The organism is Streptomyces sp. NPDC056835, from assembly GCF_042789485.1.
Classification (GTDB): Bacteria; Actinomycetota; Actinomycetes; order Streptomycetales; family Streptomycetaceae; genus Streptomyces.
On sequence record NZ_JBHUBB010000020.1, the window covers coordinates 77,287 to 99,894 of the forward strand.

A 22,608-nucleotide genomic window follows, 5' to 3' on the forward strand; every position below is an offset into this window, starting at 1 on the left:
CCGGTCTCCGGCTCGTACAGGCGCCTGCCCCGGCCCGGTCGAGGCAGGTACCCTGCCGGGCGGTACATCACACAATGAGGCAATCGCGAGGTGCGGGAGGCCGCGTGAAAGGCCAGTGGCACAGGCCATTCGCACACAACCCCTGCGAGAGCTCCCGCTCATCCGCCGTCGCGGCCACTTCCCCAGCCTTTAGACTCCCTTCCGTGACAGGCCGGAACCCGAGGGGCAAGATGGGTGCCGCGGTCCGCAAGGTGCAGTGGTTCAGGGAGGAAGCGTCGTCGTGAGCAGCAGGCCATCGCGAGGCGCTGCTCGCCTCGCGGCGATACTCGACGCACTCCCCGACGGCTTGGTGCTCGTCAACGCCAACGGCACGGTCGTCAACGCCAACACCATCGCGCTGGAGATGTTCGAGACTCCCGGCACCGCGCTGGTCGGCCGCGGGCTGCTCGATCTGCTGCCCGAGTTCGACTCCAAGCTGATCCCCGGTTCGATGCGCCGCCCGGAGTCGGCGGACGCGCGCGGCCGTACGAAGCCGACGCGCATGATCGCCCGGCGTACGGACGGCGGTGAGTTCCCGGCCGAGGTCACCAGCGCGAGCCTGGAGGACGGCCGGGACGCGTACAACGACTCGCACAGCTACACCGGCGACGAGCTGCTGATGCTGGTCGTACGCGATCTCTCCGGCACGATGGACACCGAAGCCGAGCTGGCACGCTCGCAGCGGCAGACCGAGATGATCCTGCGGGCCGCGTCGGAGGGGGTCGTCGGTACGGACACCGAGGGCCGCGTCGTCCTCGTCAACCCCGCCGCCGCGCAGATCCTCGGCTTCCGCGCCAGCGATCTGGGCGGCCACCAGCTGCACCCGCTGATCCTGCACTCGCGCGCGGACGGCGAGCCCTTCCCGTACGAGGACTCACCGCTCGCGGACACGCTCAGGTCGGGCCGCAAGCACCGGGTGCGCGGGCAGGTGCTGTGGGCGAAGAGCGGCAAGCGGGTGCCGGTCGATCTGACGACCGCGCCCGTACGGGACGGCGATCAGCTCGTCGGCGCCGTGATGACCTTCACCGACCGGCGTCCGTACGACGAACTCACCGAGCAGCACGCCACCGAGCTGGCCGCCGCGGAGGAACGGCACACCGCGGAGCTGACGGAGACGACGGAGCGCCTCACCACCGAGCTGACGGACACGACCGCGCGTCTCCGCGCCGAGCTGGCGGAGACCACCGAGCGGCTGCGCGCCGAGCTGGACGAGGCGACCGAACGGCACACGGCGGAGCTCGCGGACCGCAGCGACCGGTACGCGGCCGAGATCGAGGAGCTGACGGAGCGGTACGGCGAGACGTCCGACCGGCACTCCCAGCTGACCGCCGTACTCGGCGAGTCGCTGCGCGGGCCGCTGGTCGAGCTGCGCGGCGAACTGGCCACGCTCGCCGCCGACCCGGCCGGACAGCTCTGGCCGGAGGCCAACCAGATCCTGCACCATCTGGCCGCGGGCTACTCCCGGATGACGACGCTCGTCGACAACGTCCTCGGCTATCAGCGGCTCGACGCGGGCACGGAACAGCTGAGCAAGACGAACACCCTGCTCGACGGGGTCGTGGCGGCCGGGGTGGAGGGCGCGGTCGAGCTGATCGGACCGGGCCGGGCGCAGTTCGCGGTGCACGCCCCGCCGATCGAGGCCGAGGTGGACCCGGGCCGGCTGGCGACGGCGCTCGCGCATCTGATCGCCGATGTGGCCGGGGTCGACTCGACGGGCCGGGCCAGGCTGGTGCCGGGCGGCGGATACGTCGACTCGACGATCGTGGTCGCGGCCGCGCAGCGCGGGGATGTCGTACGGATCGAGGTGCGCGGGCCGTTCGCCGGGGGTGATCCGGTGCATGAGCCGATCGTGCGCGGGATCGTACGGGCGCACGGCGGGGTGCTCCAGACGCACGAGATGCCGGGCCTGGGCGGCAGCGCGTATGTGCTGGAGCTGCCGCTCGGCGAGGGCGCGGGTACGGTCAGGCCGCCCGCCGGAATGCCGGGGTCCGCACAGCCCGCCCTGCCCGCTCAGGGGCCGGACGCGGGGGCGGGGGCAGGAACTTCGGGCAGCGGCAGGCGACGCGCCCGGCGGGCGTCCACGGACGCGTTTCTGGCGTCCGCGACGGAGGACACCGGGGAACCGACCGGACGGCGCCGAGCGCGCGCGGCCGAGCCAGGGGCTGAGGCGGGCGGCACGATTGGGTCCGGGGCCGGCACGGCCGGGTCCGGGACTGGGGCCGGGGCAGGGGCTGAGGCTGACGCCGGGACGGAGGGCGCCGGTCCAGGGGGCCCGGGAGTCCACGGGAACCAGACGGCCGGGGGGAGCAGGGGAGTCCAGCAGGACCTGATCCCCGCGCAGGACTCCGGCGGGGGCAGTGGTACGGGCCGTCGGCGCGGCCGTCCGAGCCCCGCTGACGACGCCGCGGCAGCCGCCGCTGCCGCCGGGCCGGGTGTCGGCGGGCCGGGTGTCGGCGGGCCGAACCCGGGGGCGGCTGTCGCGCTGCCGGCCGCCCCTGCCTCCGAGGGGTCGGTCGTGACGGCCGCCGAGGGAGCGCATCCGACCGGACGGGCGGCGCTCGGCCAGGCCGTCCCGCCGCAGGGAGTGCCCGTGGAGGCCGCCGCCGGGACGGGGCGCCGGGCTCGGCACGGGGGCCAGGGCGGACGAGGTGACCAGGCCGGACAGGGGCAGCGGGCGCTTCCCGCGCTTCCGGCCGGTCCTCCGACTCCCACCGCTCCGATGGCGCCCGCCGCTCCCGTATCCGCGCCCGTACCGCCACCCGTATCGCCCCCGGCTTCGGCCGGCGTGGCGGCACCCGCCGCGCCTGCCGCGCCGGGCGCTGGCGTCCCACGACCGGCACCGGCGCCGGTAGCCGCCCCGGCGCCCATGCCGCTGCGTTCCGCTCAGCCGACGCCACCGGCCGCGCGCCGTGCCCGGCGCGCGCTCGCCCCCGCGCAGGAGCGGCACATCCCTGTGCCCGCCGAGCCGGAGGGCGCGCGCAGCCCGTTCGCGCTCCCGCCCGCCGAGGCCGACCGCACGCCCGCGTCCGGCCCCGGTCACAGTCCCGGCCCCGGTCACCCCGGTCCCGTTGCGCCGCCCGCGCCGGGCGGCTCGCTGCCGGGTCGCCATGACGCCGTACGGACGAATCCGGACGACGACCACACCCCGCCGCAGCCGCACCCGCTGCCGTCGGCGCGCAGGGGGGCGTTCGCCGAGACCGAGGACGCCCCGAACCCGAACGCCTGGGGAAGCCCCGACCCGGCCCCGCCCGGCCGGTCCGCCCCGGACCACGGTTACGGCCACGGCGCGGGCCCGGCGCCCGGTACTGGCCCGGCCTCCAACGGCCGGGGAATGCCGACGACTTCGGGCTTCGGCACGATGGCCGCGCCTCCGGGCTGGCCCGACGACCCCGCCACGAGCAACGTGCCGGGCACCGTCCCGAGCGACGCCACCGGCAGCGTGCCGGTGCCGCCGGCTGCCCGTACCTCCCCGGCGCCGGGGGAGGTGCCCGAGGATCCTTCCGCCCAGCCCCAGCCCCCGTCCTCGGCCGACGCCGCAGCCGTCGCCGTCGCCGTACCGAATCCCCGGCGTGGTGCTCATCAGCCGCTCCCGCCCGCGCAGCCCCTGCCGGAAGAGGCGCCGTTCTCGCCGGACTCCACATCCGACTCCACACAGGGGCGGGCCTTCAGCGTGCGGACCCTCGGCCAGGGTGTCCCCTTCGCGCAACAGCTCCCCCACCAGCAGAACCAGTCCCAAGCCCCCGGCCAGGCACCCGGCCACGCACCGGGCCAGCCTCAGTCCCTCGGCTCCGGCCGTCGACGCAAGCTGGGCACCCCGCCCGACGGCACCGAACGCCCCGACCCGAACGGACCCGGCCCCCACACGGGCTCCGGCCCCGGGGCGCACCCCGCCGTCGGCGCGGGCGCGTCGCAGGGCGGCTCGCGCCTGCCCCACGCTCACCCCGAGGGACGCTCGTACGCGATCGGCGCGCCCGACGAGGGCGCCGAGGGCCCCCAGCCGCTGGACGGCCCCGGCGGCGCGGTCGAGGTGGCCAACCGGCCCCAGCCACGGCCCGTCGACGACGAACTCCCCCCGGAGCCGCTCGACAACCCGCGCCGGCTGCTGGTCTGGCCCGCGCCGGACGTCTCCACCCAGCAGGCGCTGAGCGACCGCGGCTACCGTCCGGTGGTCGTGCACTCCCGCGAGGAGGTCGACGCGCAGATCGCCGCGTTCCCGGCGGCGCTGTTCGTCGACCCGCTGACCGGACCGATCACCCGTACCGCGCTCCAGTCACTGCGCCAGGCTGCGGTCGCCGCCGAGGTCCCCGTCCTGGTGACGGCGGGTCTCGGGCAGGCGACCCGCGAAGCGGCGTACGGCGCCGATCCGGCCGTGCTCCTCAAGGCCCTGGCCCCGCGCGACAGCGAACAGCACCCCTCGCGCGTCCTGTTGATCGAGGAGAACGAGGAGATCGCGCTCGCCCTGACGGAGACGCTGGAGCGGCGCGGCATGCAGGTCGCGCGGGCGGCCAACGACAACGAAGCGGTCAACCTCGCCGGCCAGATGCGGCCGAACCTGGTGGTCATGGACCTGATGCAGGTACGCCGCCGCCGCGCCGGGATCATCGACTGGCTGCGGGCGAACGGCCAGTTGAACCGGACGCCGCTGGTGATCTACACCTCGGCGGGAATCGACCGGACGGAGCTGCCGCGGCTCGCCTCCGGCGAGACGGTGCTGTTCCTGGCAGAGCGCTCCACCAGCGACGAGGTGCAGTCCCGGATCGTGGACCTGCTCGCGAAGATCGGAACGAACTAGGTCCTGTCCTAGGTCCTGTCCGGTCCTGGACGAACCCCGGGCCACCTGGACCCCCTCTACGCGTGCGCGTACGGAGGGGACCGTACGAGACGCGACGCCGCCGCCCCGTACCGTACGGCCCCATCCCACGCCGGCCACGGCTCCCGGGACAGGTCCTGTCCGACCGGACAGGACCTAGACCTAGACCTAGAGCCGGGTGACGTCCAGCTCACCGTCCGCGTACTGCTTGCGGATCACCTTCTTGTCGAACTTCCCGACGCTCGTCTTCGGCACCACGGACACCACCGTCCACCGCTCCGGCAGCTGCCACTTCGCGATCTTCCCGGCGAGGAACTCCTTGAGTGACGCGTAGTCGGCCGTCGCCCCGTCCTTGAGGACGACCGTCGCGAGCGGCCGTTCGCCCCACTTGTCGTCCGGTACGGCCACGACCGCCGCCTCCGCCACCTCCGGATGGGCCATCAGCGCGTTCTCCAGCTCGACGCTGGAGATCCACTCGCCCCCGGACTTGATGACGTCCTTGGCGCGGTCGGTGAGCGTGAGATAGCCGTCCGGGCTGATGCTCCCCACGTCGCCGGTCTTGAGCCAGCCGTCCGCACTGAACTTGTCCGCGGGCTTGATGTGTTCACCGCCCGCGCCCCCGTAGTACGCCCCGGCGATCCACGGACCTCGTACCTCCAGTTCGCCGGCCGACTCACCGTCCCATGGCAGGCAGTCGCCACCGGGTCCGGTCAGCCGGGCCTCGACACCGGCAGGGAAGCGGCCCTGCGTGATGCGGTACGGCCACTCCTCCTCGGCGGTGAGCCCGGCGGGCGGGTTGGACATCGTGCCGAGCGGCGAGGTCTCCGTCATGCCCCAGGCGTGGCAGAGCCGTACCCCGAGCTTGTCGTACGCCTCCATCAGCGAGGGCGGACAGGCCGCGCCGCCGATGGTGACGCGGGCCATCGAGGTCAGATCGCGCGGCCGGGCGGTGACCTCGGCCAGCAGCCCCTGCCAGATGGTGGGGACCGCGGCGGCGTGCGTGGGCTTCTCGCGCTCGATCATCTCGGCGAGCGGACCGGGCTGGAGGAAGCGGTCGGGCATCAGCATGCTGACGCCGGTCATGAAGGTGGCGTGCGGCAGGCCCCAGGCGTTGACATGAAACTGCGGGACGACGACCAGCGTGGTGTCCTTGTCCGTCAGCCCCATCGACTCGGACATGTTGACCTGCATGGAGTGCAGATAGATGGAGCGGTGGGAGTAGACGACGCCCTTGGGGTCACCCGTGGTGCCGGAGGTGTAGCACATGGCCGCGGCGGACCGCTCGTCCAGCTCGGGCCAGTCGAAGGTGGTGGGGCGGCCGGCGATCAACTCGTCGTAGTCGTGCACCCGTACGGTCGCCCCGGCGAGCGGGGCGCGGTCGCCGGGACCGGAGACGATGACGTGCTCGACGGACGGCAGATGCGGGAGGAGCGGGGCGAGCAGCGGCAGGAGCGACCCGTTCGCGAGGATCACGCGGTCGGCCGCGTGCTGGACGATCCAGATCAACTGCTCGGCCGGGAGCCGGGGGTTGAGGGTGTGGAGGACCGCGCCCATCGAGGGGATCGCGAGATACGCCTCGACATGCTCGGCGTTGTTCCACATGAGGGTGGCGACACGTTCGTCGTCGACGACACCGAGCTCGTCGCGCAGGGCGTTCGCGAGCCGCGTGGCGCGGGCGCCGACCTCGGCGAAGCTGCGGCGCTGCGGCTCGCTCTCGCCGGTCCAGGTCGTGACCTGCGACTTTCCATGGATGGTCATCCCGTGGTGCAGGATGCGGGTCACAGTCAGCGGTACGTCCTGCATGGTGCTCAGCACGGCGTCCTCCCGGTGGGCGCTTGCGCTACATGGCAGAAAAGGGTTGCGGAGATTCTGCGCACGTACCGCGCGGTATGTCACTACCCGGGAGTAGAAACCGCGGTCGGAAGTCAAAGTCTCTGAAGTCGAAGGCTCGGAAGTCGAAGGCTCGGAAGTCGAAGTCCTCGGCTGACCGGGGTCGCGGGAGTTGCTGTAGGCCCGGTGTAAGCCCGGCCATCAGCGGACGGGCGAGAGCTCCGGGTCCTCGCGGAGCTTTCCGAGCGCGCGGGACACCGCGCTCTTGACCGTACCGACCGAGACACCGAGCACCTCGGCGGTCTGGACCTCGCTGAGATCCTCGTAGTAACGCAGCACCACCATGGCCCGCTGGCGGTCGGGAAGCCGCATGACCGCACGCCACATCGCGTCGTGCAGCACCTGCTGCTCGGCCGGATCGGGCTCCGGCTGACCGGCGGGCTCGGGCAGTTCCTCGCAGGCGAACTCGTCGACCTTGCGCTTGCGCCACTGCGAGGTCCGGGTGTTCAGCAGGGCGCGGCGGACGTAACCGTCCAGTGCCCGATGGTCCTCGATACGGTCCCAGGCGACGTACGTCTTGGTGAGGGCCGTCTGCAGCAGGTCCTCCGCGTCGCACGGATTGGAGGTGAGCGAGCGCGCCGTACGCAGCAGCACGGGCCCCCGCGCCCGTACGTACGAGGAGAACGACGCGAAGGGCGGGTACGGCGAGAAGCCCGCGGGGCCGGCGTGGGCGCCGTGACCCGTATGGGCACTGTGGCTCGTATGGGCGCTGCCGCCGGCGGCAGGCGGGTGGCTCGGATGCGACGAGTGCGCGGCCGGCTTGGCGGCTTGAGAGGCGCTCGTGCAGACAGGCGTGGTCATGGCTCAACGCTAGGAGCGAGGCCACCTCGGGGGATCGGCCCCAGGTCCCGAAGCGGTCTCCGCCTCAGGGTGTAGTGAGGGTGCCGCCGTCACCTCCTGTAGGTGGAGGAGCGGTCCGGGAGGTCGTCAGGGTCACCCCATGGGAGGACGGGTCCGCCACCGTACGAGAGCGATCAGTTACGTGGAGTCCGTCGGCGCCGACAAGCGCGGGCGAACGCGGGGGAACGCGGGGGAACGCGAGAAGCGCGAGGAACACGGGGGAACGCGAAAGGCGTCCTGCGCGACGGCACCGGAGTACCGCCGCGCAGAACGTATCTCACCCCTCAGTCACGCCCCCGTCGGGCCGCACTTCACCACCAGAGGTTGTTGAAGGTCACCGCGACGTTCTCGTTGGACTGGTCGATCGTCGTGAAGCCCGAACCGATCACATTCGCGGTGTTGTTCTGATTGGATGCCCCGGCGCCGGTCGCTACCTGCTGCGTCGTCGTCGAGTTGCCGAGGTTGTGTCCGCCCACTCCACTGCCGCTGATCGTGGCCACGGTCGCGTTCGACCCAGCGCCGGAGAAGGCGCCGTTGTCGGCCTGAGCAACCCCGGTGAAGAGCGCGGCGGCGAGGGGCAGCGCGGCAACAGCGGCGAAGGCACGGGCGGTACGGAAGTTTGCCATGACATTTCCTCCAGGAACCATGAAGTACAGCTTGTTTCCGAGGCAGTTGGCCGACTGTCTCGGTCGCGGTGACGACGTCGCGACCTCAGAATTGCCCACCGAATCCCCCGCGAACCAGCCCGGAGGGCCTGATTCCCTCGCAAGCGTGAGGACATGTCGATAAACCACCAATGCGCCCCCAAAGCCCGGATCCGCCCTCGCCAAGGTGCTGGGATCCAAATCGCGAGCCCTTCCGCCACAAGGGAAGAAGCGTTTCAGCACCCCCCTCACCCTCCCTCCTCGAACCACTCCTCTTCCCTTCCCCGAACACTTGTACGAACATAGACCCATGGCCATCACCGCCCGGCACACCGCCACCCTGGCCCTCGCACACGCGCTGTCCGCCGCCGAGCGTGGGCTCCCCGTCTTCCCGCTGTCCCCCACCAAGCTCCCCGCGCTGCGCTCACCGCACAGGGGCGAGCCCGAGCCGGTTCTCTGCCGGGGCGAGTGCGGGCGTCCCGGCCACGGCGTGCACGACGCCACCACCGATCCCACCGGCGTACGCGCCCTGTTCGCCGCCGCACCCTGGGCGACCGGCTACGGCATCGCCTGCGGCCGGCCACCGCACCACCTCATCGGCATAGACCTGGACGTCACCTCAGGGCCGCCCTCGGAAGCGGCAGGACCGGCCTCCGAAACGGCGCCGACCTCAAACCGGTTCTCGACCCTCGACTCACCCGTCGGTTCAACCGTCGGCTCACCCGTCGACTCACCCGTCGACTCACCCGTCGACTCACCCGTCGACTCACCCGTCGACTCACCCCCCGACTCGGTGGCCGCGCTTCAGCAGCTGGCACTCCAGCACCTCTTCACGCTCCCGGAGACCGTGGTGGTCCTCACCCCCAGCGGTGGCCGCCACATCTGGCTCACAGGCCCGCCCAACGTCGTCGTACCGAACTCCGCGAGCCGGCTCGCCCCGGGCATCGACGTACGCGGCGCCGGCGGCTATCTCGTGGGCCCAGGCTCGGTCACGGCGCGGGGCGCCTACCGACCGGCCCCAGGTACGGCCGATCTGGCGCCCGCGCCTTGCCCCCGCGCCCTTCTGCGCCTGCTCGCACCCCCTGCGCCCCCTAGCCGCCCTCAGCACCACCGGCACCGCTCCGGCGTGGCCGAGGAACAGCCCGCGCGCGGCCACGGCCTGGTGCAGTTCGTACGGGCGGCGCACGCGGGCCAGCGCAACACCCGGCTGTTCTGGGCCGCCTGCCGCGCGTACGAACACGGCTTCGGCGAGACGCTGACGGAACCCCTCGTCGACGCCGCCGTACACACCGGCCTGACCGAACACGAAGCCCGCGCGACGATCGCCTCGGCCGCCCGCCTCGTCGCCGGCCCCTGACCCGACGGCACCGGCCACCCCTCACATAGCGATCAGGTCCGCGACGTCACGCGCGTTCCACCGGCCGGCCGCACCTGGGCACGCAGCGAGATAGCGCGCGATGGTGTCCACATCCCAGGCACCCGCCTCCAGCAGGCCGGAACCCACCAGCCTCAGGTAGGGCGCCGAGGGCGCGTTCCACTCCAGCTCGTTGACGCTCCACGGAGCGGTGAAGGTAAGCACCGGAACCCCGTCCATCGCCCCCGGGCAAACAAGCGTCTCGTACCGCCCGTTCCCGAGCGTCACCCGCCCGTCGCTCAACACTTCCGTCAGATCGAGATCAACCCCCGGCTCCCGGTACATCTCCTGTGCCGCGATATCCGAGAACTGCCCGACCGAGACAAGGTGCGCCCTCGCCAGCACCCTGCCCCTGACGCCGGGGTCGTAGAAGGCCCTCCCGCCTCCCCACACGAGCGACTCGGTGGCGAAGTACATGACACCGTCGAGTTCCACCGGCACGGAGACCCCCGGCAGACTCTTGTCCCTGCACCCGGGGTACGACCTGGCGGCGCCCGGCGGCCGTCCGCCGGCGATGTAGCACGAAAGCCGCTCAAGGCACGTATTGGAACCGTACGACGTGTACCAGACCTGACTCGGCGGAGCGCTGCCGCTCTCTCGCCTCTGAATGGCGCGGGGGCTGATCACTGATCCACCGATCGCTAGTCACGGCCGCTTCCGCTGATCACGGCCACTTCAACGCAACGAACACCCATCCTCGTGGAACGCGACTGACACAGGAACGCGGGGCGGCGAGAGGGTCAATCGCCGCGCGCGGGAACTCTTGATCTCACTGGGCGTGTTGGCGGGCCGTACGGGATCGGGCACGTACGTCGCCGAACGGCGGACCCGTTCGCGCGGGAGACCATGCATGCCAATTGTTCTGACCGGTTGCGACATGCCGCCGCTGGCGTAATCGGTTCGTTGGGCCGGTTGGCGGTGTCAGGGTGTGCGGGTTGATCACTGCCGTGCGCGGAGCCCCGTGTGTTCGGGGTGCTGAGAGCACCGAAGCCGAGAAAGGCACAAACCGCTCCACACTCTGGCCGGCACCGCCTCGTACCGGCTCCGGACCGACGAAGCCGAGCACCACGCCGCCCGCGACCGCCTCATGGATACAACCGCCCACTGAGTTCCCATGCCGTTGTACGAAGGGACGCAAGCAGCGATGACCGAAGGCGGGCGGAAGCCGGGCAAGTCCGGGGTGGACCGGTCCGAGGGGTTTGGTGAGCGGTTGCTGGGTGTGCTGCTGGACCGGGCGCACGAGATGCCGCCGCAGTTGATCGCCCCGCTCGTTGCGGAAGAGGTGGCCAGGGTGGGTGGCCGGGACCTGTCGATCCTCTTGCAGGACTACGAGCAGATGCTGATGGTGCCGCTGCCGGGCCGGCGGCTGATGGTCGGTGCCCCGGAGCCGGTCGAGGGCTCGCCCGCCGGCGAGGCGTTCCTGAGCCGCAGAACGGTAGAGGTGTCGCAGGACGGCGATGTGCGGATGTATCTGCCGTTGCTGGACGGCAGTGACCAGATCGGGGTGATGGCCGTCACCCTGGACGGGGTCGATGACGACGATCGGCGGTTGCAGCGCAGACTCGCCGGTCTGGTCGCAGACATGATTGTCACCAAGGACGCCTACACCGACCTGTTCTTCCAGGCCCGGCGCAGGGTTCCGATGAGCGTGGCCGCGGAGATCCAGTGGTCGTTGCTGCCCCCGCTGTCGATGACCGTTCCGCAGGTCGAGGTGGCCGGCATCCTGGAGCCCGCGTACGACGTGGCCGGCGACAGTTTCGACTACGCGCTCAACGGCGACATCCTTCATGTGGCCATGATCGACGCGATGGGCCACGGTCTGGACGCGGCGACCATGGCGACGGTGGCCATCGGCGCCTACCGCCATACGCGACGGGCCAGCACCAGCCTGTCCCAGGTGTACGCGTTCATGGACAAGGCCATCAATGAACAGTTCGGCCACGACCACTTCGTCACCGCACAGATGATGTGTCTGAACATCGCCACGGGCCGGCTGCAATGGGTCAATGCCGGCCACCCGGCACCGCTGCTGATCCGTGACCGTGCCGTGGTGGACCGGCTGGAGAGCCCGACCACGTTGCCGGTCGGATTCGGCGGTGAGGAGCCGGAAGTAACCGAGCGGATGCTGCAACCCGGGGACCGGTTGCTGTGTTTCACCGACGGCCTCATCGAGGAGCACCAAGCCGGCGGGGAACAGTTCGGTGAGGAACAGCTCATCGAGTGGACCAACCGCGTCGTCCGTGACCACACCGCGGTGCGGGCGGTGGTGCGCGCGCTCTCCCACGCCCTGAAAAAGGAACGAGGCGGCACCACCAGCGACGACGCGACCATCCTCCTCATCGAGTGGCGCGGAGGAAACGCCGACCATCTCGCCTATCTCGATTGAGCCGACAACCCCCACCCCGACAACCCCCACCCCGACGGAGCCGACGCCGCCGAAGCCGCCCTCGGCCCAAAGGGCGAAGGCAGCCGTCACCGCGGGACCTGTCAAACCTCCGGGCGCCACTCTCCTGAGCAAGAACGGCCTCTCGCGGCAGCCGAGTTGAGGACCCAAGCCGCAGTCGTTCCACAAGCCCGACGGAACCGCCGGTCGCCCCCGTGATGTTTTTCGTGGCCCTGCAAGAGGGCCGCGGGGAGGCCGGTGGTTCCGCCCGTTACCGGTGCTGGTGTCCATCCAGCTGGCACCCGTTCGGTCAGGGGGTGGACTGGATGGCTGGTGACACGTGGTGTCCGTAGCGTCAAGTCATGATCATTCGCCGCTTATGGTTATCAACTGCCGTGCTGGCGCTGGCTGTGTCGGCTCTACCGTCCACCGCGTCCTCGGCCACGCCGCGCTCTTCTGCCGCGGGTTGGTCTGTGCAGCGCGGCGCCGACGCACTGCGTGACACCGGGGTCACGGGGGTGTCGGTCCGGCTGGAAACTCCGCAGGGGACCACCACGGCCCGGTCCGGCGTAGGAAACCTGGTCAGCGACCAGCCGGTCCCAATGGACGGCTATCTACGTCTGGGCAGTACCACCAAAACGTTCGTCGCCACCGTCGTGCTGCAACTGGTGGGCGAGAAGCGGCTGTCCCTCGACCGGACTGTGGAGCAACTGCTGCCCGGCACCGTGTCCGGAGCCGGCAACGACGGCCGGACCATCACGGTCCGCGACCTCCTGCAGCACACCAGTGGCCTGTACGACTACATCTACGACGTGTTCCCCGAACCCAGTGCTCAGACGTACTACGCCAACCGATGGCGTACCTACCGGCCCGAACAGCTGATCGCCAAAGCCATGCGTCATGAGCCTGCTTTCCCGGCGGGAACACGATGGGCTTACTCCAACACGAACTACGTCCTCGCCGGAATGATCATCGAGAAGGTGACCGGCCTTTCCTGGGAACAGCAGGTCCGCGACCGCATCCTGCGCCCCCTGGGTCTGCGTCGCACGGAAACTCCCGGCACCTGGCCCTTCCTCCCCGATCCGCACACAGCCAACTACCAGCAGTTCACCGCGGACGACCCGATGACCGACACCACGATCCCCTACCGCCCCTTCGACAGCGGGGCCGACGGCTCGATGACCGGCACGGCCCACGATCTCAACCGCTTCTTCACCGCCCTGGCCACCGGACGGCTGCTGGGACCCTCTGAACTCGCTGCCATGCGGACAACCGTCCCGGTGCCGCAGGACAGCGGCCACCCGGCAGGCACCCGGGACGGCCTGGGCCTGTTCTTCACCCCCTTGTCCTGCGGCGGCGGCTACTTCGGGCACGGAGGAAGCGGCTTCGGCTACGTCATCCGCACCGCCGTCACCACGGACGGACGGCGCGCCATCACCGTCTCGGCTCACAGCCGCTCCGCAGACCCGAACACCGCGATCCGCCAGGAAGACGCACTGCGCAACCTCATCGACCAAGCCCTCTGCCGTACCTCGTGAACATGCTCGGCGGGGCTGGTCGTCGGTGGTGGGTTGGGTGTCGTGGTGTGAGTGGTCTGCTGGTGTCCGTGGCCAGGATGCCTGGTTGGGGGGTGGCCGCGGGTTTCCGGGCCCAACGCGGAAGGGGCGACTCCTCAGCCGGAGCCACCCCTTCCGACCAGCGCCTACGCCGGCCTGCTGCGGTGGGTGTGGGATTTGAACCCACGGTGACATCGCTGCCACGACGGTTTTCAAGACCGTTCCCTTAGGCCGCTCGGGCAACCCACCTCGGCCCCGCCCACCAGCGACGGAGCGGCTACAGCCTACCGGCTGCGCGATCTCGATGTGCGGCCCTGGCCGGAGGATGGCCACGGCGCGCTTCCGCCGACCGTGTCCAGCCAGGAATCACGCCCCGCCGAGCGGACCCTCACGCGCCCCTGTGCGCCCCTGCGACGCGGTTCCGCTCCCGCCTCCCGGTCGCCTGCCAGTCGATCTCACGAACCGCGGCGTGGAGTTCGTGCGCCGCCTCAGCGGCCTCGTCGCCACCGAGGAGCATGACCTGCTCGAACGACCGCCCGCGGTCGCGCTCAGCCTCAGCCATCTCCGCGATCATCTCCGCCTCGGACTGTTCGCTTCGGCGAATGCGTCGTCAACGCACCGAGCAACACCGCAGCGACAGTGAGAAGTTGCTCGCCTGTCCCCAACCCGTCCCCCAGACACCCAAGTCATCCAGATCTCTAGGAGCGAAGTCGGTCGCAAGGCAGAGGGAGGGCTGAACCCGACCAGCGGACCCGAACGGACGCTCCTCAGAAGACAATTGCCTGGAAACGGGCACACGGCGAGCGCACGGAGCGGATGGTCGGGCGCCTCGTTGCCCGCCCGTTCACCCAAATCATGGTTTCACAATGTGATTTACACAACTCCGATCCCGGGAACCGAACCGCGCAACAGACGCACCCTCAGATACCTTCGCAGCTAAGAGGGTTGCGGCACCTCGGCATTGAGCCGGCGTCGATCTTGAAGTCGGACAGCGTGGCACTCGGTGCCCGATACGCCACCCTCCGTTCGACAGTCGGCGAGCCGAACGGACCCCGCAGCCCGGGTAAGCTGCCCGGTACAAACCACCCCTGAGGGTCCGGATCGCTTTCGTGAACCATTCCCGCGGGAGTCCACGAACAAGATCGTGGACCCTAACCAGAAGGGGTGGGCCTGATGGCACACACGCCTGAAGGACGCTGTCATTGTGGCAAGACGGACCGCCACTACAAGTGGCTCCGGCTGCTCGGCCCGGTCTACGTGATCTACAGGTTCACTCGCGACCTCATGGACCGATAACGCGAAGCCCCGACCTAACGGTCGGGGCCGCGCCGCAGGCGGCGGTTGAAGGAAGGCCTCACTCAAAGCTAGGCCGGCGAGGGTGGGGCCTTCATCATGTCCGCATGCTGGTTACCGAAGCGTAGGCAAGCCAGACACCCATCAAGTGATGATGGTCACACGCTGCCCCCGCGACTGCCCCCATCTTGCCTTGTGACGATGGGAGACGCGACAACGGGCCACATGTCGAACTGCACGCAAGATCAGCAAAAACAGGCAAGGATCCCGCCCACCGGGGCATTCCCCATTCAAATGTGACGCAGATCACTGCCGTTGGGTGACCTAGAGCACACTCGCGCGAATAGTTCAATGAATCGATTTGCCACAGCTTAGTAGCTTTATCAGATCGGAACGCGGTGGTCATCAAATGGGCGGAGGCACTCTACCGGCACTGTCTGACAACGGCGGCTGCTATCACGTGCGCGAGTCTACGAATGGCCGACCAGAGGCATGGAGGCATGCCCGGACACGTGACAGTGACAGCCAGGACGCGACGGAACAATCCTGCCTCTCTTGGTGAGCGTTCCCGTTCGCAGGGACCCTGCGGAGAGGCGATTGGACGGGAGCCGCAGATGCCCGGTAGATCCAGAGTCGGCTTCTGCCCGGTGACGCGTTCGTCGACGTCGGGGCGAGCATCGGCTACTACAGCGTCCTCGCACCTGGGCTCGTTGGTGACGAGGGCCAGGTGGTGGCGATCGAGCCTCGCCGGACTTCCACCGGAAGCTGTTGCAGCAGGTGCAGCTCAACGAGTGCGGCAACGTGCGGGCGGTCAATGCCGCCGTCTCCGGCAGCCGTTAGACGCTGACCTTCGTGCTGGCCAGTTCGGCGAACATGGGGGCGAACAGCATCGTGCCGTATGCCGGGCCGGCGGAGTCGTCGTTTGAGATTGAGGCGCGGCCACTGCCCGAACTGCTTGAGTCGGACGAGATGTCGAGGGGGCGGAGGGGCCCGTCGTGCGGGGGATGGTGCCCATGCTCGACAAGCTTTGGCCGGACGCCGAGATCACGGTCGAGGTAACTCCCGACCGTATGGCCCAGCTCGGCGACTCCGCTGAGGAGACGTTGCGAGGTGTCGACCAGTTGGGAGCCGTACGAGATCACGTCCAGCACGCTGATCGTTCTTCCCGAGGGCGGACCGCACGCCGGCGCGGGAGTGGTCGACCGCGTGGCGGAGACCGGCATCACCGTCAGCCACGTCGTGGAGCAACCGGAGCCCGGACATGCCAACGCCGACGAGGCGACGCTCCTCGGCGTACAACGCGGCGCCCTCGTCACACGCATCCGCCGGACGTACTACAGCGACGACGCACGCCCGGTGGAAACGGCGGACATCGTCATCCCAACCGCCACCTGCGAAATCGTCTACGAGGTGCCCGTCCGCAACTGACCGACTAGAGCCTGTCCCATGTCCTCGTACTACAGAGGACGGTCTCGTTCGACCTGCCGACGCTGCGCAAGGCCGCGCTATGCCGCCTCGCCCTTCCCGTGTGGGCAAGCTGATGCGTTCCCGTAGTACGAGATCCGTTCCCGAGTGCGGGCACGGCCGCTGGGGAGACCGCTCGACCCCCGCTCCACACCTACCGCTAGAGTGCGATGCTTGTTCGATTCGTCGGGGGGCGAAGGGGGAGGGGTTGTGAGCGTACAACTGAGAGACATCGCCGGGGAGTTGGCGGAGGTGTTGTGGCGGGAACACACCGTGTACCGGGAGCGGTCCGGTGGCGTGGTCATCCGGGGCGAGCATGTACGGCGGTGGATCAGCCTCGCTCCGGCGGGCGGCCGGGACGAGGTCCTCGTACGCGCGGGGCGCATCCTGGACGGCGGCACCACCGCTCCGGCGCGTTCCGAGGCCGTGGTGCCCCTCGCCGCCGGTACAGGCGTGCTCGCCGCGACCTGCCGTCGCCTGCTCGCCGAGGCGGCGGCCGATGTGGCACCGGTCGCGCCGGGAGGGGCAGCGCCCAAGCGGTCGAAGCGGTCCGGGAAGGCCGCGCGGCCCAAAGGCCGTGGGAAACACACCAGTTTCGGTTCATGGGTGATACTCGCCTGTGTCGCCGGTGTGATCGCCCTGTACGTCTACAGCACCGCGATGCACGGCTAGGTCCAGTCCCCCTTCCCACGAATACCGTTCGGTGCCGGCTGAGGTGCGGTGCCCACCGACTAAATCGTGTGGCCGCAAGCTCTATTGGCCCGTAGCATCCGCCCGTGACCGAGGATGCGATGGAAGAGCCGGCGGCCAAGGCGGACCGGGAGCCGTGCTGGCGGGGGAAGAAAGTCGGTCTCTCACCTCTCGACGTCGATGACGCCGAGCTGGTGCACAGGTGGCGGTCCGACCCGGTAGCCGCTCATGAGATCGGCATCTGGCCGCAGCCGCTGTCCGGCCTCCGTGAACGTATCGAGCGCCACATGAACGACCAGGACCGCGACGACTTCATCGTTCTCCTCCCCGATGGCACGCCGATCGGCCATATCGCCCTCTTCGACCAGGACATGGTCGAAGGTACGGCGGAGGTCTATCTGATGCTGGGCCCCCAGAACCGTGGGCAGGGCTACGGCACGGACGCCTTGAACGCTCTGGTCGATTTGGCTTTCGGTGAACTGCCGACGCACCGACTCCAGGCAGTCACCCACACAGACAACAAAGCCGCACTCACCACCCTGGCAAACGCCGGGTTCGTCCAGGAGGGAGTGCGCCGCTCAGCCTGCCTGCACCGGGGACGCCGCTACGACCTCGCGGTCCTGTCCTTGCTCCGCACCGAGTGGGAGGCGCTGACGCGCCCCAGATCCTGGGACTTCTGACCAACGTCGCCTCTGACCAGCGTCGTGGCCGCAGGCTCCGGGTTGGCCGGCTGTGTCAGTTGTCCTGTCTCACCCAATCGAGTCACTTCTCAATGAACCGAGTCGTTCGGGCTTCTGCCTCAGCGAACCCAGTCGCGCGGCCGAGTGCTGGATGGCTGTACCAGTTGGGGTGGAACCGGCGGAACCGTCCGTAGAGATGTCGTACGTGGACGCCGTCGGCGTCCGCTGCGGGACTGCGTGACGAGTCGGTTCGAGAAGGCAGGTTCGGTACCCGTTTCGCTGGTCGCGCAGCGAGAGTCACTTCCCGGGCTGGTACTGGGCGGCGACGACTGGGAGCGTCGCCACGCCCCGGACTGCTTCGTCCGCCGCACACCGTCAGTTCCGGTCTGCCGGATGCTCCCTGTCGGGAGGCCGTCGAGCGGTGTCAGCTCAGGCTGGGGTGGAGTTCGGGTGGTCCGCCCAGGGCGTAGCGCAGGGAGAGTGGGGTGCTGCCGTCGATGTCGGTGATACCGAGGTGTGCTCCCAGTTCAGCGCCGATCAGCGCCCTGCCGGAGAGTTGCATGAGATCGTCGGCCGCGTAGAGGGCCGAGATCACCTGGCCGGTGAACTGCGTGGATTCGCGCCTGGTGGTGGGCCGGGCTTCAGCGGGCAGTGTTGCGAAGTGCGCGCGTGCGCGCTCGGTGTCCAGGCCGCCCATCCAGATCGAGACGGCGGCAACGTTGTGGGGGCGCAGATCCTTGGCCATGTCGGCCGCCATCTTGTCGGCGCCTGCCTTCTGGGCGCCGTAAGCGGGGCCCAGGTGGTAGGCCACAGCACCGTAGTGACCTGTGTTGACGATCAGTCCTCGGCCATTGGCGATCAGCAGGGGTGCGGCGTGGAAGCTTGCGACGTAGTGCGATCGCAGGCCGACCGTGATGAGATCGGCTGCTTCCAGCGGCTGTTCCCAGAACCTCCCGGGGGGCGGGGCGTTGAGCACTTGGGCCGCGTTGTTGACCAGGATGTCGAGTCGGCCGTGATCGCGTTCTACCCGGGCGAACAGTTCCGCCACGGCTTCATCGTCGGCGTGGTCGACGGCCACCGCGACGCCTTTGCCGCCGGCTTCGTCGATGAGCGCAGCGGTCTCCGCGACTGTGCCGCCGTAGGGCGAGTCGGAGGATTGCCGGCTGCGTCCGGTCACGTAGACGGTCGCGCCCGACTGTCCGAGGGCGAGGGCAATTCCCTTGCCGGCTCCCCGGCTGGCTCCGGTGACCACCGCCACCTGCGGCCCGCTGTTGATCGACGCTGGCATGGCACGCCCCACTGAGTTAGATACGGATCGAACACTTATGACTGTACGATGAGGATCGAACATGTCAAGTCGAGGAAGGATCCGCCATGGCCGAACCGGTCGCGCGGCGCGTCAGGAACCTGGTCCACGCCGACCTGGAAGAGGTGAGCCTGCAGGCCGCACTCGATGCTCTCTCCGACCCGGTGCGGCGCTCGATCCTGCGCAAATGCGCCGGTGAACCGGACTTCACTTGGGCATGCGGGACATTCGACCTGCCGGTCTCAAAGGCAACGGCAAGCCACCACTTCGCGGTGCTACGTGCCGCCGGACTCCTGGAGCAGGTGGACAAGGGATCACGCAGGCTCAACCGGCTTCGCCGGCCCGAGTTTGACGCGCGGTTTCCTGGACTGCTGACACTCGTTCTCGCAGAAGGTGCGCAGCCCCGACCACCCCAGGTTTGAGAGATTGCCGACGGCAGGCGCGGACCAGATCGTTTCAACGAACCCGGTCCATGTGTCTCACCCAATCCAGTCCATGCAGTTCAGCAGCACGTGGGCGACCAACTTCGTTGAGACAGGACATCAGTTCTCAGGGGAGTCGTTTGCCGGTGGGTTCGGGAGTCGTTCTGGCCCTGCGGCCTTGATCAATGTCACTGAGTTTTAATGTCGCTCGCGCCAGGGCTACGACAAGATCGTCGACGACACGTCGGCGGAGAGTGGCCGCCCAAGGCTGAGCAGAGCGCAACGGATTGCCGCTGGAGCTGGTCCACGGTCAAGCGCGCCGAACGCCGTGTCCGGGAAGTCAAGACCGTCCCGACAGCCAAGCGAAGCTCGTCATCCCCGACCGGCCCCTGTCCTCACTGGAGGAACAGTTCCTCACGCACGTCGAGAAGGGCAGGTGACCTCCCAGGCTGCCTCGATCATCCGGAAGATCTCGTCCACCGCGGCCTCCGGATCGGCCGCCTCGCGGGCCAGCGAATAGGCGTCGATCACGAACCTCGCGATCGTCCGGCTCGCCGTTGCGGTCTGTGACAGTTCGGGATCGGCGGCGATGGCCGTTGCCAGCGTCTCCGCGTGGCGCGGCCTCATCGACTCCTCGTACTTCCGCAGGGCGGGTGATTCGTCGATCATGCGCCAGATCGGCGCGGCGCTGTCCGCCGTGCAATGTCGCACCAGGGCCTGGATCTCGTGATGGAGCGCAGGGATGAGCGGCTCGTGCGGCGCCCGGCCGGTGACCGCCTGCGTGAGGCGTTGCTCGAAGTCTTCATCCTGCTCGAACACCAGGGCCTCTTTGGACGCGAAGTGGGAGAAGAGCGTGGTGACGGCCACGTCGGCCTCAGCGGCCACCTCACGGATACCCACCGCGTCGTACCCGCGTTCCAGGAAGAGCCGCAGGGCAGTGTCAGCGATCTTCTGGCGGGTCGCGGCCTTCTTGCGCTCACGGCGCCCGGACGGCACGGTCATGGCCTAACACTATCAGATACAAAGTCATAGCGGTTTCAAAATGCTAACCGTTAGTGCTACGGTCCATCGCATGAAGAAAATTCGCTTCGCCGAGTTCGGCGGTCCGGACGTTCTGCAACTCATAGATGCCGAGAAGCCCCACGCGGGCCCCGGCCAGGTACGCATCGCCGTGCGGGCGGCGGGCGTGAACCCCGTAGACTGGAGGGTCCGTGAAGGCCAGATCCTGAAGGCCCATCCGATCGAGTTGCCCGCCGGAGTCGGGCTGGACGCCGCCGGGGTGGTGGACGAGGTCGGCGAGGGCGTCGAAGAAGTCGAGGTCGGCGACCACGTGTTCGGCGAAGGCTCCAGCACCTATGCCGAGTTCGCCGTGCTGTCGGCCTGGGCCCGTATGCCCGAGGGCCTGACGTTCGAAGAGGCCGCCGGGTACCCCTCCGTGGTGGAGACCGCGCTGCGCATCATCCGCGAGGTCGGTGTGCGGCCCGGACAGACGCTGCTGGTCAGCGGTGCGTCCGGGGGAGTCGGATCGGCGGTGCTGCAGATCGCCCGCGACTGCGGCATCACGGTGATCGGCACCGCCGGAGCCGCGAACCAGGACTATCTGCGGAGCCTGGGTGCCCTCGCCACGACGTACGGCGAGGGCTGGGTCGAGCGGGTGCGGCGGCTCGGCCATGTCCACGCGGCCCTCGATCTGGCCGGCTCGGGTGTGATCCATGAGCTCGTCGAGCTGACCGGGGACCCGCGGAAGGTGATCTCCATCGCCGACCTCGATGCGCCGAAGCTCGGTGTTCGGTTCTCCGGCGTCGCCGGGAGCGTGCCGGATGCGCTCGCCGAGGCCGCCGGCCTCATCTCGCGGGGAAAGCTCCACATCCCGGTCGAGAAGACGTACACGCTCGACGAGGCCGCAGCGGCGCACATCGACAGCCAGGCCGGTCACACGCGCGGGCGCCGGGTCATGGTCGTCTGAGCCGTTTCCTGCGCGGTTGCACGGCGCCTTCGGCGTCGCCAGGGCGATGACCTGCGGTCACCCTTGACAGTCCGCACCGTCTCCGGGCTTGGCTGGTTATCGGGCGGCCCCGGCTGTGTGCCGGTCGGTCAGCCGGCCTCGGCGCGTTCGGCCAGCGATGCCGTTAGATCCGAGCACTGCCCGTCGCGACCTCAGCAAACGACAGTCAGTCGCGATGGTGGGTGCACGGCCACGGCACGCTTCCACCGACCACGTCCAACCAGGGATCACGCCCCGCCGAGCAGACTCTCACGCGCACTACGTCGGTCGTGGGTCGCCGGACACCGTGAGATCGGCTCCACGGACGCGCCCGGTTTCACGCGGACGCCGGCCATCTCGGCCATCTCGGCCATCTCGGCCATCTCGGCCATCTCGGCCATCTCGGCCATCAACGGCGGCGTACCCCGCGACCTCGTCCAGTCCCAGATGCGCCTGTCCATGCTGGACGTCGCCGATCCGAGCGAGCAGGCAGTGATCCGCCCGGTCCTGACGGTCATCGCGTCCCAGCACCCCTCCGTCGTGGACGACTTCCAGGACTTCCTGCGCACAGTCCGCCCGGACACCTCCACGGCCTCATGGCTCGTCGCACGGAAGCGGCAGACCTTGAAACGGCAAACCGACTCCTCATAGTTTGATCTCATGGGACTCTTCGACAAACTGACCGGAACCAAGCGCCCCGCCGACGGTGTTGCCCCCCGACCCGCCTCTGAGGTCCACGCGGCCGTGCTCGGCCTCAACCGGCCCGACGTCCCGTACGTCATCCGGGACGGCCACGAGGAGGGCGCCGACCTGGTGGCCGAGTGGCGCATCCTGGACCCGGCCTGGCAGACCTTCTTCGTCCGCACACAAGTGAGTCGGGTGTTCCAGGTCCGTATGCGCCTGGTCCCGGAGAAGAACGAAGTCCGCTGTCTCGACCAGGAGTACGAGGTCACGTGGGTCGGCGACACCCCCAGGCTGGCGATCGCGGCCGAGGCCCAACGTGGCCAGGTGCAGACCGTCTCGAAGCGCTGGACGCTCGGCGGGGGTGAGGACAACGGCCTCAAAGCGACCGAGACGTTCAGCTTCGACAGCTCTGACCTCAAGGACCCCCTACAGGACACCGTCCTGGGCGCGGGGTGGACCTGGCGCGGAGTCATCACAGGCAAGCTGTGAGGTTGGCGAGCCCCTGATTC

17 protein-coding genes, 1 tRNA gene and 2 pseudogenes are annotated in these 22,608 nt (G+C 69.3%); 11 read left to right on the plus strand and 9 right to left on the minus strand.

Annotation, left to right across the window (positions count from 1 at the left end):
* Positions 1-280: 280 nt before the first annotated feature.
* The gene (locus ACFRMN_RS23125) at positions 281-4,831 is read left to right on the plus strand and encodes a PAS domain-containing protein (protein ID WP_383022438.1); all 4,551 of its coding nucleotides are present in this window, start codon (positions 281-283) and stop codon (positions 4,829-4,831) included.
* A gap of 186 nt (positions 4,832-5,017) precedes the next feature.
* Here ACFRMN_RS23125 and ACFRMN_RS23130 read toward each other — a convergent pair whose 3' ends face one another.
* The 3 genes from ACFRMN_RS23130 to ACFRMN_RS23140 all read right to left on the minus strand — a co-directional run bounded on the left by ACFRMN_RS23130 (position 5,018) and on the right by ACFRMN_RS23140 (position 8,205).
* Positions 5,018-6,664 (minus strand): long-chain fatty acid--CoA ligase, encoded by a 1,647-nt coding sequence (locus tag ACFRMN_RS23130; RefSeq protein WP_383022439.1) that lies wholly within the window; start codon positions 6,662-6,664, stop codon positions 5,018-5,020.
* 216 nt (positions 6,665-6,880) lie between these two features.
* Positions 6,881-7,540: a SigE family RNA polymerase sigma factor gene (locus tag ACFRMN_RS23135; RefSeq protein WP_383022440.1), complete on the minus strand. Its 660-nt coding sequence runs from the start codon at positions 7,538-7,540 to the stop codon at positions 6,881-6,883.
* 350 nt (positions 7,541-7,890) lie between these two features.
* The gene (locus ACFRMN_RS23140) at positions 7,891-8,205 is read right to left on the minus strand and encodes a hypothetical protein (protein ID WP_356509109.1); all 315 of its coding nucleotides are present in this window, start codon (positions 8,203-8,205) and stop codon (positions 7,891-7,893) included.
* A 328-nt stretch (positions 8,206-8,533) separates the two neighbouring features.
* Here ACFRMN_RS23140 and ACFRMN_RS23145 point away from each other — a divergent pair, with 328 nt between their 5' ends.
* The gene (locus ACFRMN_RS23145; RefSeq protein WP_383022441.1) at positions 8,534-9,580 is read left to right on the plus strand and encodes a bifunctional DNA primase/polymerase; all 1,047 of its coding nucleotides are present in this window, start codon (positions 8,534-8,536) and stop codon (positions 9,578-9,580) included.
* Between the two features lie 21 nt (positions 9,581-9,601).
* Here ACFRMN_RS23145 and ACFRMN_RS23150 read toward each other — a convergent pair whose 3' ends face one another.
* Entirely contained in the window at positions 9,602-10,078 is a 477-nt protein-coding gene (locus tag ACFRMN_RS23150) for a histone deacetylase (RefSeq protein WP_383022442.1), read from the minus strand.
* A gap of 703 nt (positions 10,079-10,781) precedes the next feature.
* Here ACFRMN_RS23150 and ACFRMN_RS23155 point away from each other — a divergent pair.
* Positions 10,782-12,023, plus strand: a complete 1,242-nt coding sequence (locus ACFRMN_RS23155) for a PP2C family protein-serine/threonine phosphatase (RefSeq protein ID WP_383022443.1) — start codon at positions 10,782-10,784, stop codon at positions 12,021-12,023.
* A gap of 359 nt (positions 12,024-12,382) precedes the next feature.
* Positions 12,383-13,558, plus strand: coding sequence for a serine hydrolase domain-containing protein (locus ACFRMN_RS23160; protein ID WP_383022444.1), 1,176 nt, complete (start codon positions 12,383-12,385; stop codon positions 13,556-13,558).
* Positions 13,559-13,738: 180 nt separating this feature from the next.
* Here the strand turns inward: ACFRMN_RS23160 and ACFRMN_RS23165 are convergent.
* Together ACFRMN_RS23165 and ACFRMN_RS23170 are read right to left on the minus strand one after the other, a co-directional pair.
* Positions 13,739-13,825, minus strand: a tRNA-Ser gene (locus ACFRMN_RS23165).
* Between the two features lie 139 nt (positions 13,826-13,964).
* On the minus strand, positions 13,965-14,138 hold the full coding sequence (locus ACFRMN_RS23170; RefSeq protein WP_383022445.1) for a hypothetical protein: 174 nt from the start codon (positions 14,136-14,138) through the stop codon (positions 13,965-13,967).
* A 1,356-nt stretch (positions 14,139-15,494) separates the two neighbouring features.
* On the opposite strand from ACFRMN_RS23170, the pseudogene ACFRMN_RS23175 reads away from it, so the two are divergent.
* The 4 genes and pseudogenes from ACFRMN_RS23175 to ACFRMN_RS23190 all read left to right on the plus strand — a co-directional run.
* Positions 15,495-15,996 (plus strand): annotated as a pseudogene (locus ACFRMN_RS23175) (FkbM family methyltransferase); the annotation flags it as partial.
* Positions 15,968-16,297 (plus strand): annotated as a pseudogene (locus tag ACFRMN_RS23180) (UTRA domain-containing protein); the annotation flags it as partial. The pseudogenes ACFRMN_RS23175 and ACFRMN_RS23180, both read left to right, overlap by 29 nt.
* A gap of 246 nt (positions 16,298-16,543) precedes the next feature.
* Positions 16,544-17,005 carry a hypothetical protein gene (locus tag ACFRMN_RS23185; RefSeq protein WP_383022446.1) on the plus strand — a complete coding sequence of 154 codons (462 nt, stop codon included), beginning with the start codon at positions 16,544-16,546 and terminating at the stop codon, positions 17,003-17,005.
* 104 nt (positions 17,006-17,109) lie between these two features.
* Positions 17,110-17,703: a GNAT family N-acetyltransferase gene (locus ACFRMN_RS23190; protein ID WP_383022447.1), complete on the plus strand. Its 594-nt coding sequence runs from the start codon at positions 17,110-17,112 to the stop codon at positions 17,701-17,703.
* A 424-nt stretch (positions 17,704-18,127) separates the two neighbouring features.
* On the opposite strand, the gene ACFRMN_RS23195 is transcribed toward ACFRMN_RS23190, so the two are convergent.
* Positions 18,128-18,991: an SDR family NAD(P)-dependent oxidoreductase gene (locus ACFRMN_RS23195; protein WP_383022448.1), complete on the minus strand. Its 864-nt coding sequence runs from the start codon at positions 18,989-18,991 to the stop codon at positions 18,128-18,130.
* An 86-nt stretch (positions 18,992-19,077) separates the two neighbouring features.
* On the opposite strand from ACFRMN_RS23195, the gene ACFRMN_RS23200 reads away from it, so the two are divergent.
* Positions 19,078-19,431: an ArsR/SmtB family transcription factor gene (locus tag ACFRMN_RS23200; RefSeq protein ID WP_383022449.1), complete on the plus strand. Its 354-nt coding sequence runs from the start codon at positions 19,078-19,080 to the stop codon at positions 19,429-19,431.
* A gap of 414 nt (positions 19,432-19,845) precedes the next feature.
* On the opposite strand, the gene ACFRMN_RS23205 is transcribed toward ACFRMN_RS23200, so the two are convergent.
* Complete coding sequence (locus tag ACFRMN_RS23205) at positions 19,846-20,433, minus strand: TetR/AcrR family transcriptional regulator (protein WP_383022450.1); 588 nt, start codon at positions 20,431-20,433, stop codon at positions 19,846-19,848.
* A gap of 70 nt (positions 20,434-20,503) precedes the next feature.
* On the opposite strand from ACFRMN_RS23205, the gene ACFRMN_RS23210 reads away from it, so the two are divergent.
* Positions 20,504-21,397 carry an NADP-dependent oxidoreductase gene (locus tag ACFRMN_RS23210; protein ID WP_383022451.1) on the plus strand — a complete coding sequence of 298 codons (894 nt, stop codon included), beginning with the start codon at positions 20,504-20,506 and terminating at the stop codon, positions 21,395-21,397.
* 266 nt (positions 21,398-21,663) lie between these two features.
* Here the strand turns inward: ACFRMN_RS23210 and ACFRMN_RS23215 are convergent, their stop codons facing one another.
* Entirely contained in the window at positions 21,664-22,077 is a 414-nt protein-coding gene (locus ACFRMN_RS23215; protein ID WP_383022452.1) for a hypothetical protein, read from the minus strand.
* Between ACFRMN_RS23215 and ACFRMN_RS23220 the strand changes: the two genes are divergently transcribed.
* Entirely contained in the window at positions 22,076-22,588 is a 513-nt protein-coding gene (locus ACFRMN_RS23220; RefSeq protein ID WP_383022453.1) for a hypothetical protein, read from the plus strand. The genes ACFRMN_RS23215 and ACFRMN_RS23220 overlap by 2 nt on opposite strands.
* Positions 22,589-22,608 lie beyond the last annotated feature (20 nt).

What these genes read in the sequence shown, in the direction of transcription:
- ACFRMN_RS23135 (WP_383022440.1), bottom strand. Translation starts at nt 7,540, where the DNA reads ATGACCACGCCTGTCTGCACGAGCGCCTCTCAAGCCGCCAAGCCGGCC.
- ACFRMN_RS23140 (WP_356509109.1), bottom strand. Translation starts at nt 8,205, where the DNA reads ATGGCAAACTTCCGTACCGCCCGTGCCTTCGCCGCTGTTGCCGCGCTG.
- ACFRMN_RS23145 (WP_383022441.1), top strand. Translation starts at nt 8,534, where the DNA reads ATGGCCATCACCGCCCGGCACACCGCCACCCTGGCCCTCGCACACGCG.
- ACFRMN_RS23155 (WP_383022443.1), top strand. Translation starts at nt 10,782, where the DNA reads ATGACCGAAGGCGGGCGGAAGCCGGGCAAGTCCGGGGTGGACCGGTCC.
- ACFRMN_RS23160 (WP_383022444.1), top strand. Translation starts at nt 12,383, where the DNA reads ATGATCATTCGCCGCTTATGGTTATCAACTGCCGTGCTGGCGCTGGCT.
- ACFRMN_RS23170 (WP_383022445.1), bottom strand. Translation starts at nt 14,138, where the DNA reads ATGGCTGAGGCTGAGCGCGACCGCGGGCGGTCGTTCGAGCAGGTCATG.
- ACFRMN_RS23195 (WP_383022448.1), bottom strand. Translation starts at nt 18,991, where the DNA reads ATGCCAGCGTCGATCAACAGCGGGCCGCAGGTGGCGGTGGTCACCGGA.
- ACFRMN_RS23200 (WP_383022449.1), top strand. Translation starts at nt 19,078, where the DNA reads ATGGCCGAACCGGTCGCGCGGCGCGTCAGGAACCTGGTCCACGCCGAC.
- ACFRMN_RS23205 (WP_383022450.1), bottom strand. Translation starts at nt 20,433, where the DNA reads ATGACCGTGCCGTCCGGGCGCCGTGAGCGCAAGAAGGCCGCGACCCGC.
- ACFRMN_RS23210 (WP_383022451.1), top strand. Translation starts at nt 20,504, where the DNA reads ATGAAGAAAATTCGCTTCGCCGAGTTCGGCGGTCCGGACGTTCTGCAA.
- ACFRMN_RS23220 (WP_383022453.1), top strand. Translation starts at nt 22,076, where the DNA reads ATGGGACTCTTCGACAAACTGACCGGAACCAAGCGCCCCGCCGACGGT.
- ACFRMN_RS23215 (WP_383022452.1), bottom strand. Translation starts at nt 22,077, where the DNA reads ATGAGATCAAACTATGAGGAGTCGGTTTGCCGTTTCAAGGTCTGCCGC.